Source organism: Acinetobacter sp. 226, assembly GCF_048147925.1.
Classification (GTDB): Bacteria; Pseudomonadota; Gammaproteobacteria; order Pseudomonadales; family Moraxellaceae; genus Acinetobacter; species Acinetobacter pecorum.
This window is the reverse complement of sequence record NZ_JAYWYX010000040.1, coordinates 1-12251: the sequence shown is the minus strand read 5'-3', so window position 1 is coordinate 12251 and position 12251 is coordinate 1. Positions and strand designations below refer to the sequence as shown.

Annotated in this window: 18 protein-coding genes and 1 pseudogene; 17 read left to right on the top strand and 2 right to left on the bottom strand. The window is 42.3% G+C overall.

The annotated features are described in order from the left end of the window. From VXP95_RS14475 to VXP95_RS14430, 10 genes and pseudogenes are all read left to right on the top strand, one after another. Nucleotides 1–273: pseudogene (locus VXP95_RS14475) on the top strand (hypothetical protein); the annotation flags it as partial. Nucleotides 274–276: 3 nt separating this feature from the next. After that, a complete protein-coding gene (locus VXP95_RS14470; protein WP_416712291.1) occupies nucleotides 277–651 on the top strand; it encodes a hypothetical protein in 375 nt (124 codons plus the stop codon). A gap of 5 nt (nucleotides 652–656) precedes the next feature. Then, nucleotides 657–1736: a major capsid protein gene (locus tag VXP95_RS14465; protein WP_416712290.1), complete on the top strand. Its 1080-nt coding sequence runs from the start codon at nucleotides 657–659 to the stop codon at nucleotides 1734–1736. 10 nt (nucleotides 1737–1746) lie between these two features. After that, nucleotides 1747–2106 (top strand): hypothetical protein, encoded by a 360-nt coding sequence (locus tag VXP95_RS14460; protein ID WP_416712289.1) that lies wholly within the window; start codon nucleotides 1747–1749, stop codon nucleotides 2104–2106. Nucleotides 2107–2113: 7 nt separating this feature from the next. Next, nucleotides 2114–2554, top strand: coding sequence for a gp436 family protein (locus tag VXP95_RS14455; protein WP_416712288.1), 441 nt, complete (start codon nucleotides 2114–2116; stop codon nucleotides 2552–2554). Nucleotides 2555–2561: 7 nt separating this feature from the next. Then, complete coding sequence (locus VXP95_RS14450; protein WP_005262218.1) at nucleotides 2562–3059, top strand: phage virion morphogenesis protein; 498 nt, start codon at nucleotides 2562–2564, stop codon at nucleotides 3057–3059. Next, a complete protein-coding gene (locus VXP95_RS14445) occupies nucleotides 3034–3456 on the top strand; it encodes a hypothetical protein (RefSeq protein WP_364481869.1) in 423 nt (140 codons plus the stop codon). Before VXP95_RS14450 ends, VXP95_RS14445 begins: the two co-directional genes overlap by 26 nt. A gap of 9 nt (nucleotides 3457–3465) precedes the next feature. Then, nucleotides 3466–3636, top strand: coding sequence for a hypothetical protein (locus tag VXP95_RS14440; RefSeq protein WP_416712287.1), 171 nt, complete (start codon nucleotides 3466–3468; stop codon nucleotides 3634–3636). Further along, a complete protein-coding gene (locus VXP95_RS14435; RefSeq protein WP_416712286.1) occupies nucleotides 3636–4379 on the top strand; it encodes a hypothetical protein in 744 nt (247 codons plus the stop codon). The genes VXP95_RS14440 and VXP95_RS14435 overlap by 1 nt, the downstream gene beginning before the upstream one ends. Nucleotides 4380–4835: 456 nt before the next feature. Next, nucleotides 4836–5174, top strand: a complete 339-nt coding sequence (locus tag VXP95_RS14430) for a hypothetical protein (protein WP_416712285.1) — start codon at nucleotides 4836–4838, stop codon at nucleotides 5172–5174. Nucleotides 5175–5204: 30 nt separating this feature from the next. On the opposite strand, the gene VXP95_RS14425 is transcribed toward VXP95_RS14430, so the two are convergent. After that, nucleotides 5205–5375, bottom strand: a complete 171-nt coding sequence (locus VXP95_RS14425) for a hypothetical protein (RefSeq protein WP_005262212.1) — start codon at nucleotides 5373–5375, stop codon at nucleotides 5205–5207. Between the two features lie 276 nt (nucleotides 5376–5651). Here VXP95_RS14425 and VXP95_RS14420 point away from each other — a divergent pair, with 276 nt between their 5' ends. After that, nucleotides 5652–6212 (top strand): hypothetical protein, encoded by a 561-nt coding sequence (locus VXP95_RS14420; protein ID WP_416712284.1) that lies wholly within the window; start codon nucleotides 5652–5654, stop codon nucleotides 6210–6212. A gap of 53 nt (nucleotides 6213–6265) precedes the next feature. After that, a complete protein-coding gene (locus tag VXP95_RS14415; RefSeq protein ID WP_416712283.1) occupies nucleotides 6266–6889 on the top strand; it encodes a hypothetical protein in 624 nt (207 codons plus the stop codon). 11 nt (nucleotides 6890–6900) lie between these two features. On the opposite strand, the gene VXP95_RS14410 is transcribed toward VXP95_RS14415, so the two are convergent. Continuing rightward, nucleotides 6901–7320, bottom strand: coding sequence for an Arc family DNA-binding protein (locus tag VXP95_RS14410; RefSeq protein ID WP_257226360.1), 420 nt, complete (start codon nucleotides 7318–7320; stop codon nucleotides 6901–6903). 110 nt (nucleotides 7321–7430) lie between these two features. Here VXP95_RS14410 and VXP95_RS14405 point away from each other — a divergent pair, with 110 nt between their 5' ends. The 5 genes from VXP95_RS14405 to VXP95_RS14385 all read left to right on the top strand — a co-directional run. After that, a complete protein-coding gene (locus tag VXP95_RS14405) occupies nucleotides 7431–7586 on the top strand; it encodes a hypothetical protein (RefSeq protein WP_180049158.1) in 156 nt (51 codons plus the stop codon). Between the two features lie 74 nt (nucleotides 7587–7660). Beyond that, nucleotides 7661–8518 (top strand): KilA-N domain-containing protein, encoded by an 858-nt coding sequence (locus tag VXP95_RS14400; protein WP_416712282.1) that lies wholly within the window; start codon nucleotides 7661–7663, stop codon nucleotides 8516–8518. 118 nt (nucleotides 8519–8636) lie between these two features. Continuing rightward, a complete protein-coding gene (locus VXP95_RS14395) occupies nucleotides 8637–8810 on the top strand; it encodes a hypothetical protein (RefSeq protein ID WP_004279628.1) in 174 nt (57 codons plus the stop codon). A 79-nt stretch (nucleotides 8811–8889) separates the two neighbouring features. Further along, on the top strand, nucleotides 8890–11955 hold the full coding sequence (locus tag VXP95_RS14390; RefSeq protein WP_416712281.1) for a tape measure protein: 3066 nt from the start codon (nucleotides 8890–8892) through the stop codon (nucleotides 11953–11955). Then, the coding region (locus tag VXP95_RS14385; protein WP_416712280.1) for a hypothetical protein at nucleotides 11952–12251 on the top strand (300 nt) is incomplete at its 3' end. The genes VXP95_RS14390 and VXP95_RS14385, both read left to right, overlap by 4 nt.

Sequence of the window (12251 nt, the reverse complement as noted above, 5' to 3'; positions counted from 1 at the left end):
AAAACACAGTTTAGTGCTGAAGATAAAACGGCTTATACCAATATGGATGATTCAGTTTTTAGCTTTACTGCCAAACAACTTCGTCAATTCTCAGTAGTTAGTACACAACCACCAGCTGCACCACAGCCACAGCCTGCACCAAATGTAAATCCGGCATTTGCTCACTTGTTTACTCATCAAGCAACTGGTGGTCAGGGTGGTCAGTCAAATAACAATGACACTCACAAATTCACTTCTGGTGCACAAGCATTTGCAGAACAAAAGGGGAAATAATTCATGACTATTCGTTATGTACCGCCTATTTCAGTCACTTCAAAATGGCTGATCCTGGACAATGAAAAGTTACGTCGTGCCAATGCCAAGGTGCCAACCGCCACAGCATTTAAATACGGCGATCTATTAACGCTATCTGATGACAATGTGTTGTCTCATGCTACTGATGAAAAAACATGGGATGTGATCTGTGGTCAGGATGTCACAGCAGCTGAAGCAACAATCAAGGCCGCTGACGGGATCGAAATCCCGGTGTATTACGGCGGGGTGTTCAGTATCGAAGCTGTCTCACTTAATGGAACTTTGCTGACTCCTGCTCAATATGATGCGGCGCGTGCCAAAGCAACTAAAAACAAAATCGAACTTTCTAAGGTGTAATTAACATGCCACAGTCTTTTAATCTTGAAGGCACTCCGCTCGAACTGCTTGATGTGGGTGAACTCGCACTGATTCACTCGAATTACCGTCCGATGGATACCTGGCTTTTAGACAAGCTTTTCCCGAACCGCCCGTTATTCACCCGTGATGATGTACCTTTGGCTGAAGTATCTGCCGAACATGATCTGGCACCACTGGTATCACCGCAACAGCCTGGTAAGCCATTTGATACCACCCAATCTGGTGAAGTACGTCATGTGAAACCGGCTTACTACAAGCCAAAGAATCAGGTCACTCCGGCCGAAACTTTTGAAATCGCATTGCTGGAACGTTTACGTACCGCAGGCATCATCTCTACTGGCAACCAGCGACTGTCTGAACAAGAGCAAATGATCATTGCTCAAATCTCAGTGATGAAGCGCAACCACGATGCAATTGATAACTCAGTCCTGATGATGGCAATTGATTTACTGAAGAATGGTAAATACGCGCTTCACTCAGATGATTATGAATACAACCTGGTGGATTACCGTCGTGATGCTTCATTGACATTTACGCCGTTGACCAAGTGGAATGAAGCGGGTGCCAAGCCAGTAACGGATATCCGCACCATGCTTGAACGTCAATTGGCGGCTGATGGTGGTGAAGCTAAGCTGTCTGTTATGTCTGGCTTAGTTTGGGCGGCTCTCTGGAACAATGAAGAGTTTAAGAAAGAATTCATCACGCCGTATGCGGGCATTTCGGTTCCAGTGAATCCAAGCTTTGGTGTAAAAGAGTCAGCAACCTTCAAAGGAACCTTTGATGGAATTGAATTCTGGGTATATGACGCAACCTATCGTAACAAGGGTCAGGTGAAGCGCTTTATTCCTAAGGATTACTTTTCACTGATCTCTGATACCAATGGTTCGGTAGCTCACTGTAAGATCAAGAACATGCTGGCCAACGGCGTTGCTCAACAGTACTTTGACCGTCAATGGTACTGTGAGGATCCAAGCGGCATCATGCTGATGACTGAATCTGCTCCACTAGTTGTGCCGTCTAATAAGAACGGTGTGGTTGGTGGTACTGGCTTTATCACTCTATAAGGAGCAAGACATGCCGAAGTACACAGCAAAACAATCCATCGGGCATTTTATGCCAGGTGATGAAATCAAAGGGCTTGAAGCTAAACAACTTCAGGCCCTTTTAGCATCTGGGGCTATTGAAGAATATCAGGAGCTTGAAGAACCTAAGGCAGACAATACCGCTGCGCGTTTGGCTGAACTTGAAAAGGCCAATGCTGAACTGACAGCTGCGAATAAAACCTTAACCGAAGCCAATCAGACAGCAGTTGCTGACAAGGCAAAGGTAGATCAAGAAGTTACCGAGCTAAAAGCAAAAGTGGCTGAAATGGAAAAGGTGAAACCTGCTGCAAAACCTAAAGCAGACTCTAAAGCGACTGACGAAACCAAGTAGGTGATCTATGTATGCAACACGAGAGGATTTGGTGGCTCGGTTTGGTATACATGAGATGGAAAATTTAGAAGCAATGCAATCAACTAGTGACGCGGTTGAAAATGCATTACAGGATGCTGCAGAGGAAATCGATAGCTATGTCGCGGTTAGATATGAGCTTCCCTTACCAAGCATTCCAAGCACGTTAAAACGAGTAGCGTGCAACATTGCGCGCTACCGCCTTTATTTTCAGCGACCTACGGAAGAAATTGAGAATCGCTATAAAGCAGAGATTGATTTTCTAAAGCGGGTAGCTGACGGTAAAGCTATTCTAAATATCCTCAATGTTGAAAACCAAGTGACTGATGAAAGGCCCGTAAATAAACCATCTACGGCGCCCATCGGAACAAGTTATACCGGTGGCGTATTTGGTGATGCCACTTTAGACATGATGCCCAGCATGAAGTGAGGTGTTTATGGCTTTTGCAATAACCATTCAAGCTGATAGCTCACCTATCGAAGCAATCCTTGCTCGCTTAAACCAGTTCGATGTCGATAAGTCAAAGATGTTTAACGACATTGGCGATGCCATGCTTTATGCGACAAGAAAGCGATTTCAATATCAACATGATGTTGACGGTAATCCATGGAAGGTTTCATGGCGTGCTCGCTTGCAAGGCGGGGAGACAGGACGTAATGATGGGCATTTACTCAATGGTATGAGCTACAACGTTCTGAGCAATGGCGTAGAGTGGGGTGCTAATCAAACCTATGCGCATGTTTTTCATTATGGTGCTCATATCACCCCTAAGAACGGTCAATACATTACGTTTGCGGTGGCAGGGCAATATCGAAAAGTAAAAGAGGTGAACATTCCATCCCGTACTTTTCTTGGTATTAATTCGGAAGATGAGGCGAAAGTCTTAGACATTGTCGGGAGTTTTATAGATGAGCACCTTCTTCGCGGTGCGTGATGAGATTGCAGAAAAACTGAAAGAGATTCCAGAATTTCTAAAGATCTATACACCATTGAATTCAGTCAGCGTAACAGAGATGTCACAGGTCACGCCGTCAGCACATGTCAATTTTGTTCGTATAGATAAAAAGGCAAGTGCAGGTCGTGGAAGCATCAACCAGATCGGCCAGCAATGGGCGGTTACGGTGGCATGTCGCAATGCTCAATCTCAAATGACCGATGGACGTGCTGTAAGTGATGAAGCGGGGTTTTTGACTGAGAAGGTGATTCAACTGCTTTCCGGTTGGCAGCCTGAAGCATCACGTACGGCGCTGGAATTTATCTCAGTTCGAGATGGCTACAGTCCAGGCTTTGCATACATCACTATTATTTTTGAATCACAAAAATTCATTTAGGAGCCAGTCATGGCAAAACAATACAAGGCAACTCAGCCTGTCGGCCGCTTTCAAAAAGGCGATATGGTCGGCGGCCTGGATGATGCTCAAATTAAAAAATTACTGGCAGATGGTGTGATTCAGGAACTTCCTGAAGCTAAAGCTGCTCCAGCCAAGAAAACCACAGGGGATCAAAAGTAATGGCTAATTCAAATGTGATTTCACTTCAAGGTGAACTTCATCTGGCAAAAATGGTTAGTGGTGTACCTGCTGCATTACTGCCAGTTGGTAGTACTCCAGAATTACAGATTGCTATTTCAACTGAGTCTACTGACCACTATGAAAGTAAAACTGGTCTACGTTCGAAAGATGCGGTGTTGTATAAGCAAACTGGCGTTGCCATTTCAGGGACTATTGAAGAGGTGACTAAGGAGAATCTAGAGTTAATCCTTAGCGGCAAATCAATTGAAATTCCAGAAGCTCAGCTGACTGATATCACTCTTGGCGCTGTACAGGCCGGCGCTATGATTGATTTAGGCCACCGCAATTTAAGTGAAGTGGCTTTTAAGGATAGCTCGGATACTGTTATTGAGCCGGACAAGTATGTGCTTGATGCAGTTTTTGGCACAGTAATTTTTAATGAGACTGTGACTGGTCCAGTTAAATTTTCTGCTAAAGCTGGTGCTAAGACACGTACGACAATTGCCAATAACATCGGGAATGAATATCGAATCCTTTTCAAAGGTATTGATACACTCACTGGTGACAAGGTGGTCTTGACGTTATGGCGTGTGAAATTCTCACCGGATACGGAATTTGATCTGATCCATGAAGACTTTGGATCTTACTCAATCGAAGGTGAGGCACTAGCAGATATCTCTAAAGCCAATGATGCTGAACTTAGTATCTTTGGTCATATTGAGCGTTTTAGCGTAGCAGCCTAACCCACACAGGCACAAAGAACTCCACGGCGCTATGCGTCTTTTTTTGTGCCTGCCTTATAGTAATAAGTCTTAAAACATTTAAGATGAAACTTAATAAATAGTAAAAAATAAAGATTATGTAATCTTTTGTTATTCTAATTTTCATCTGATGGGGATATAAAAGATATTCAGTTCATGTTAAGAATAAAACTGCTATGACTAAAATAGAAATATTTGTCTCCATCCTAGCCGTAATAATTATTTCTACTTTTATTTATCTTGTATGTCAGTAAGTTAGTAAGCTAAGAACCGCCTTTAGGGCGGTTTTTTGATAAGTGGAAGTTTCACCTGGCTATATAGGGTCAATTTTAAAAAGACTTAAAATAGTAAAACATAACTTTACAAATCCACTCTCCCTAGGCTTTAGATAAGATTGAAAATTAATGTAAAGTGCTGCCCTTAATACATGGGGATATTATGAAAAATTTAAGCTTATTCTTTTTTATTGTGATTTTAGCTGGGTGTGGACACAAGGAATCCAACGGTCAGCATCTTGATTTAGAAACAAGCAAAAAGGAACAGCTTGAATTTTCAAAAGAAGCTACAAAAGAATTCATTCCCAATCCTGATTCAGCTAAGTTCCGCAATCAAATAGGAGAGTGTGGAGAGGTAAGCTATAAAGAAGCAGACGGTAAATATATTGGTTTTCAACGTTTCATTGTGCTTCAGAAAAATATAGTGCTTGTAGAAAATCAGACGGATCAAAAGCAATTTGAGTTGTCATGGAAGAGTGCTTGTACGCCAAGCTGGAAGTAATTAAAAAGCCCTTTAATTAAGGGCTTTCTTTTATTCACCAGATGATTCAGATTTTTGATCTTTTTCATTTCCATACTCTAAAGCAACCTGTTGCGCTTCAGCTGCAGCAGTGGCTTCTATTGGAATCGAGTCAGCTGCGATAGCAACGGTACCGGTAAATCCCATTAAAGCTAAGATTAGAATTTTCGAATACTTTTTCATTTGAATTTCCTCTACGTTTCTAAGACTTAATTTCAGTGTAGAGAATGATTTAAATCGTGGATGTAGCAGCTATGTCGGGATATGTAAGATATTCAAGGCTAGAGTTAGAAGGATCTAGTTTTGCGTAAGAATGCTTTTCTGATGAAATTATTTTGTAGATTTGATTAACGAAATGTTAGTAATTTTCACAACATAGACGAGTACTAGACTAAATCTTTAATAGAAAGCACCTTAAGGTGCTTTTTTAATGCATAAAATTTATCTCGAGATTCCATCATGAATGATTTTTTCCTAGCAACAAATCGAAGCATCAAAATCAATGACATTGAAGTGCGTCAGATCCAGATGAAAGACTTCGATACCTGGGCAATGCATGCCGAAGTATTAAAGAACTTCATCAAAGACCAAAATCATTCAGATGAGATTTTGACAGGGCTATTTAAAGCTCACGGTGTACAGGTCATTTCGACAATGGCATGCGTCACTGATCTGGACAATGAATCACTGGTGGAACTTGCTGCTGATGAGCAGGGATTTAAAGATTTACTTAAGGCGGTACTTCTGGTCAATCAGACCTATTTCAAATATGAAAAGCCAAGACGTGGCATCAAAAAGAAAGATGACTCTACCTGGTTTGATTCATTCCAGTTTCTGGTATCAATGGGCCATCAGCATAGTGAAATCATGGAAATGACTTACGGTGCATTTCAGAACTACGTTAATGCAGCAAATAAGCTGTATAAGCAGAGAATCTTCAATAACGCCGTTGCAGCGCGTGTAGCTCAAGCTGATAAGAAAGGCTTTGAATCATTTAAGAAAGAAATGGTTTCTGATTGATCAAGTAGCACCCTAAAGTTATGATGTGAAAATAACTATTTAGGGGGTTTTGGGTGAAATATTTATTCGTTGGGCTTCTTATTCTCGCGTCTGGCATGCTTTATTTTATGCATCAGAGTAATAAGGCGTCAGCTGAAAGATTGAAACAGGCTGAGATCGCCAATCTCGAAAGATTGGAACAAAATAAAATTGATGCCATGAACGCTGAAAAATCTGCTGAAGCAAGAAGGAAAGAGGCTGAAAAAGCTAAGATTTTAAAGGCTGAAGAAATTAAACTTCTTTCTGAAAAAAGAGATAATGAGTTTAAGCAACAGCAAGAAGCCAAGCAGAGAGAAATTCAGCACAAGAAAGATATGTTGGAAAAGTTCATGAAAATTAACAATAACTGGACGCGTGCAGATTTAATTGCTGGGTCTACAGCTAGAATATCACTTGGTAATCAGGTGACGGAATTAAGAAAGATAAGAGAAAGGCTTGTAGAGGAGGAGTTTTACACATGCCTTGAGCCGGCCAAAAAGGATCTTTTAGAGGCTATGGATTCGGCAATTTTTAATTATGTTTATTTTATGCAAAATGAGATAAGACTATGGGAAAAGCAGACTAAGGAAAAGATTAATTACTATAATAAATTAGCATCTTCTCTTGAGACATATACAGCATGTAAACAGGCCATATAAGAAAAAGCACCCTAGGGTGCTTTTTTTGTTGGGTCTATCTCGGATTGCTCTCGGGGTTCTTCACTGCGCTTAATTTCCTCTACAGTTAAGCGACTACCCTCGGAATTAAGCTTATTAAATAAAGTGTCAACAAGATCAGCAGCTGACATATTTTGTAAAGCACTTTCAGCAGCCAATTTGGCTAAACGTCTACGCTCTCTTGGATCGCTAGCTACAGGATTTTTCTCGCGTGATGACCGGGGTTTAGCGTGAGAAGCTTCAATAAGATCACCAATGGTTAGGGGTGGGTTGTCAAAGCTCCGCTCTAAGCGATGAACAATCTCTGCATTCATTGAGCGATTATTTGCTTTTGCGGTTTCTATAATTTTTTCACGAAACTCAGGTGTTACACGGACTTTGAGTGTGACAACACCGCTTTGATCTTCACTCATAAAACATCGACCGAAATAAAAATAATAATAACCCCATTATGGGGATTGACCAATAACCCCAAAATGGGTACTATGATTTAACACCCCAAAGTGGGGACATTGGAGGAAACATGAAAGAAGAAATTGTCTATGTAAAAGGTCGTTTAGATAGCGATCTACATAAAGAACTTAAGGCGATTGCAAAAGAAGATAAAAGGTCGATAGTTTACCTTTTAAATGAAGCAGTCAAATTACTGGTAGAAAAACACAAGAGTGCGAAAGCATGAAACCAGCAGACAGCAAAAAAGCCCAGACTTTGGCGAGCGGGCTTAATTGATGTCATTACTAATGAGAAGTAACTATGTCTAATTTAACACAAAATCTAGTAAATCCAAATACTCAACCGTTGGTTATTGGCGAGTTTTCAATTCGCCAAGATGAAGATGGTCGTTATTGCTTGAATGATCTGCACAAGGCGAGTGGGTATGACAAAAAACATCAACCCGCTTACTTCATCCGCAATCAACAAACCAAAGACCTAATTGCTGAGATTGAAAACCCTTCGAATGGGGCCTCTGCAAATTTGCAGATGCCTGCTGTTGGTAAAGTTAATGATGGTAAGAATAATGGTACATATGTAGTTAAGGAATTAGTTTACTCATATGCAATGTGGATTTCTGCAAAATTCCATCTACAGGTTATTCGTGCTTATGATGCAATGGTGATGCAATTCAGGGTTAAAGCGCGTCAAGCCATTTCACCAGAGCAGCAAGCCTTGCTTCATGAGATTGTGGCGCGTCGCCCTCAGGGCGAACGGAAAATTTTCGCTGAAATGTGGGCGCGTCATAATCGACACTTCAAAATCCCACGCTATGCTGAACTTTTAGAGATTCACTTTCCTGAAGCAGTGCACTATCTGGAAACAATGGATCTAAAAGCAAAAGTGGAAAAGCAAGAAGTAAAAGCTTTGCCTTACCCACAAGAAGTTATTCAGGTGGCCCAGCAGATTAGCAATGAGTTTAATAACTCCAAGTATGATTCATGGCATGTAAGTGCTCGTAACGGTGTGCTGACCGCAATGCCACTACCACCGGGATTCTATCCAACCATGGATATTGCGGAATTTACCAAGCGATTCGATAGTGTGCTAGATCTGCTTTATGGTACTGATACTTTGCGCGTAGGAAGGCATTTTCTAAAAGAGCGAAATTTTAAATAAAACAAGAACCTCCTTCGGGAGGTTTTTTTAAATACCAAAAAAAAGCAAAAAGCCCGTGACTCGTAATCATGGGCTTTTTTGTGTTCACAACCTTATGGCAGAAGGAAGCAAACCATAGATGAATTTTAACCTAGATTTGAAGGTTGATAAAGCAATGAATCAATTATCAGAAAGCAAAGCGTTAAGACGCTGGACTTACATTGTCTGCTTCTTAGTGATTGTAGGTGTAGGGACATGGCAATTAGCACCCATACTACAAGCCATAGCAAAATTAATAGAAGTTCTTAAATAAGCCGACCCAAATGAGGTCGGCTTTTTATATCTGCTGCGCCTCTAGGCGCTTTTTTAGTACCTAAAATTTAGAGGTCAGTATGTCTGGTAAAAATTTAACGTTTAAATTGGTGATGGATGCTGACACAAAAGCCTTTGTTTCTAATATGCATCAGTCAGAGAAAGCAGCAAAGGATGCATTTGCAGCACTTAAAGAAGGCTCAGCCAGTGTTGTAGGTGATACCAGCAGTGCAACAAAAGAGGTAGACCAGCTCGGTACTCAGTCACAAGAAACTGCACAGCAGATCAAACAACTGGACAAAGAACTAGAAGCAGCATCACAAGAACTACAGCAAACAGAACAGGCATCTAAAGGTGTTTCAGGGGAACTACAGGGTTTAAAAACTGGTTTTAATGCTTTAACTGGGGCTTTGGCTGCTCTCGGTATCGGCACTACAGCAATGGAAATTGCACAGACTGCTGATGAATATAAAAACCTGTCTGGTCGCTTATCTATTGCAATCGGTGAGCATGGCAACCTACAAAAAGCCATGGATGATGTTAAAAATGTTGCTATTAATACCAACTCCAACTTAACCGCAACCGGTGATCTTTATGCTCGACTGACCAAGATTGGTCAGGAAATGAAATGGCCTCAAGAACAGGCGCTCGCATTAACTGAAACCATTAACAAAGCAACCCAAGTAGGTGGTGGATCAGCAGCCTCTACTGAAGCAGCTTTAACCCAAATGCAGCAAGCCCTCAGCGCCGGCGTCCTAAGGGGGGACGAATTTAACTCCATGATGGAGCAGTCGCCACGTTTAACCCAAGCTTTAGCAGATGGCTTGGGCGTTACTACTGGCAAACTTCGTGAGATGGCTGGAGAAGGTCAACTTACCACTGATGTAGTCACTAAAGCTTTATTGAGCCAATCGGAAGCAATTAGTGCTGAGTTCGCTAAATTCCCAACAACCATCGGCGCATCAATTGAGAATCTGAAAACTGCATGGACGGTTTATATTGGTGAAGCGGATGCTGCAACCGGAGCAAGTGCTAAAGTTGCGGAGGCTATTAAATTTGTCGCTGAAAACCTAGATACAATTGTCTCAACTTTGATGCTTGCTGGTCAGGCTTTTGTGGCTTATAAGGCCCTTAATATCGGCATGATGTTCTTAGACAAGGCGGCTGGAATCAGGGCTGCCTCTACGGCGATTGCACAAGAAACCACAGCAGTTGTAGCTAATACACAGGCGCAAATTGCGAATGCAGCAGCAACAAGAACAGCAGCTACTGCAAAAACTCAGTTAGCTGCTGGCTCCACAGCTGCGGCCACCTCGGCAGCAACAACAAGTAGCTCAATGATGGCTATGGTAGGTCGCTTAGGGGCACTAGGGGTTGCAGTTACCGCTTTCGGGGTGTTAGTACCTACGGTTTTTCAGCCAATTGGAACAGCGATTGGTGAAGGTACAGCCAAGCTAATGGGCTATGGTAAAGAGATCGAAGAGCTGGAAAAACAAATCGCTGCGGATGAGATTAGAACCAAGGTTGCCGCAGAGGTAAAAGCTTCGTTTGCTGCCGCGTCTGAAAAAGCACGCGATAAAACCTATCAACTTACAGAAGAGTCAAAAAAATTAATCACTGAATTTAATGAGTTGATTAAAAAAGGGGAGCCAACCAAAGAAGCATTGGAAAAAATCTCCAATGCCATGAAGTTTGACTCAACTAAAGGCATTAACGACTCTATTACAGCTTTGATCGCACTGAAAGATCAGGGTGAGATTACAGCTGATGAGTTGCAGGTAAGTCTCGGAAAAGCGCTGGATGGTAAAGACCTACTTGTCTTTGAAACAAATGCCCGTGCTGCTTTTGCTGGAACATCAAAGGAAGCAGAAAAGAACGCTCAAATCACCGAAGCAGTAATGAAGGCAGCTTTAGAGCGCACAGGTTTAAGCACTGAGCAACTACAAGGTAAATTTTCACTTGCCTTTCAATCTGCGACCAATGATGTACAAATGGTGGTTAACAATCTGGATGCCTATAAGGCTAAGGGTATTGATACCGGATTAGCTCTATCTGCCAATTTGAATAAGGCAATTGATACCGCTCAAACCCGAGCTGAATTGGATTATGCCAAAAGCTCATTGATTGCACTTGAAAAACAAGGGCTGATTACTGGTGAGCAGGCTGCATTTGGTCTAAGTTTGATTGAGAAAAAGGGTGCGCAATTGCCAGCCGCTCTTAATCCTGTGCAAGCAGCTTTTGCTGCATTGGGCGTAAAAACCAAAGAGCAATTGGGCGCAGCGGCTGAATCCGCTCGTGCAAATTTTGATGTGGTAAGTAAAAGTGGTCAAGCAACTGCTGAAGCCATTAAACAGGCTTATATCACTATGCTGAACGCTGTAATTGCCACAGGTGACAAAGCTGAAATTGCAGCCACTCAAGCTAAGGCAGCATCATTAGGCTTAAAAGTAGAGATAGACAGCGCAGGCAAAGCTACAGTTAAATCCATGAACGATGCTGAGGATGCTATTCACCGTGTTCGCAATGCCACAGGTAATGCTGGTGATGGCTTTGATGATCTAGGCCGTAGAGGCGTTAGAGCAGGTAACGATACTACTGAAGCGTGGGAAGAAGCTCGCAAAGCAACGGAAGCAGCTATGGCTTCTCAGGGCAAGATGAAGGCATCCAAAACCGGAACAACCGCTAAACACGGGCTTTCTGTTGAAGAAATTGAACAGAGGCTTAAGGATATTGGTTATGAAGGTGATACCAAGCAAAAAGCCAAAGAGCTCTTCCAAGATGCCGAACCAGTGGCGGGTGGTTATTACAAATCTGCTTCCAATGAGTGGGTGAAGAGAAAGTATGGGACCACTGCCTATGACAACCAGAAGGCTCTTGGTAATGCCATGTATGTTATGGAGCAGATTGAACGGCTGGAGCAGTATATTGGCAAGAATGGTAGATCAATCGGATCTAGTAACCTGAATGACTATGCGCCGTCTATTCCTTCAGTACCATCAACTAAAGATTATGGTAAGGGTGGTGATAGTGTGAATTACAACATTCAATTCGGAGGTCAAACCCTATCCCTTACAGGCGATGCAAGCCAAAAGGATGTGATGACCAGCCTGGTAAACCAATTAAAAGGTATAGCGAAATCAACATGAAACTCATTCGCTTAGCAACATCCGAAACCGTCCCATTAGAGGACGGTTTTTTATGGCCTGATGAGTTCTCATGGAAGGCCATTGAGCAGAATCAAGACTACGCCATGGATGGCACTCTACATATTCAGGAAGGCAAAAAGAAGTCGGGCCGACCAATTACCTTGCAACCGGCAGATCCACAAATGGGCTGGATTAAGCTACGTGAACTACGGACTGTTCTGGAGTGGTCCAAGCTGCAGGGTGAGAATTTCAAACTGCAGTTTGAGCAACCACATGATAGCCGGCAATTCACCGTC

Excerpts from the sequence above, each read along its gene's own strand:
- VXP95_RS14470 (WP_416712291.1), top strand. The coding sequence starts at position 277 with ATGACTATTCGTTATGTACCGCCTATTTCAGTCACTTCAAAATGGCTG.
- VXP95_RS14465 (WP_416712290.1), top strand. The coding sequence starts at position 657 with ATGCCACAGTCTTTTAATCTTGAAGGCACTCCGCTCGAACTGCTTGAT.
- VXP95_RS14460 (WP_416712289.1), top strand. The coding sequence starts at position 1,747 with ATGCCGAAGTACACAGCAAAACAATCCATCGGGCATTTTATGCCAGGT.
- VXP95_RS14455 (WP_416712288.1), top strand. The coding sequence starts at position 2,114 with ATGTATGCAACACGAGAGGATTTGGTGGCTCGGTTTGGTATACATGAG.
- VXP95_RS14450 (WP_005262218.1), top strand. The coding sequence starts at position 2,562 with ATGGCTTTTGCAATAACCATTCAAGCTGATAGCTCACCTATCGAAGCA.
- VXP95_RS14445 (WP_364481869.1), top strand. The coding sequence starts at position 3,034 with ATGAGCACCTTCTTCGCGGTGCGTGATGAGATTGCAGAAAAACTGAAA.
- VXP95_RS14440 (WP_416712287.1), top strand. The coding sequence starts at position 3,466 with ATGGCAAAACAATACAAGGCAACTCAGCCTGTCGGCCGCTTTCAAAAA.
- VXP95_RS14435 (WP_416712286.1), top strand. The coding sequence starts at position 3,636 with ATGGCTAATTCAAATGTGATTTCACTTCAAGGTGAACTTCATCTGGCA.
- VXP95_RS14430 (WP_416712285.1), top strand. The coding sequence starts at position 4,836 with ATGAAAAATTTAAGCTTATTCTTTTTTATTGTGATTTTAGCTGGGTGT.
- VXP95_RS14425 (WP_005262212.1), bottom strand. The coding sequence starts at position 5,375 with ATGAAAAAGTATTCGAAAATTCTAATCTTAGCTTTAATGGGATTTACC.
- VXP95_RS14420 (WP_416712284.1), top strand. The coding sequence starts at position 5,652 with ATGAATGATTTTTTCCTAGCAACAAATCGAAGCATCAAAATCAATGAC.
- VXP95_RS14410 (WP_257226360.1), bottom strand. The coding sequence starts at position 7,320 with ATGAGTGAAGATCAAAGCGGTGTTGTCACACTCAAAGTCCGTGTAACA.
- VXP95_RS14405 (WP_180049158.1), top strand. The coding sequence starts at position 7,431 with ATGAAAGAAGAAATTGTCTATGTAAAAGGTCGTTTAGATAGCGATCTA.
- VXP95_RS14400 (WP_416712282.1), top strand. The coding sequence starts at position 7,661 with ATGTCTAATTTAACACAAAATCTAGTAAATCCAAATACTCAACCGTTG.
- VXP95_RS14395 (WP_004279628.1), top strand. The coding sequence starts at position 8,637 with ATGAATTTTAACCTAGATTTGAAGGTTGATAAAGCAATGAATCAATTA.
- VXP95_RS14390 (WP_416712281.1), top strand. The coding sequence starts at position 8,890 with ATGTCTGGTAAAAATTTAACGTTTAAATTGGTGATGGATGCTGACACA.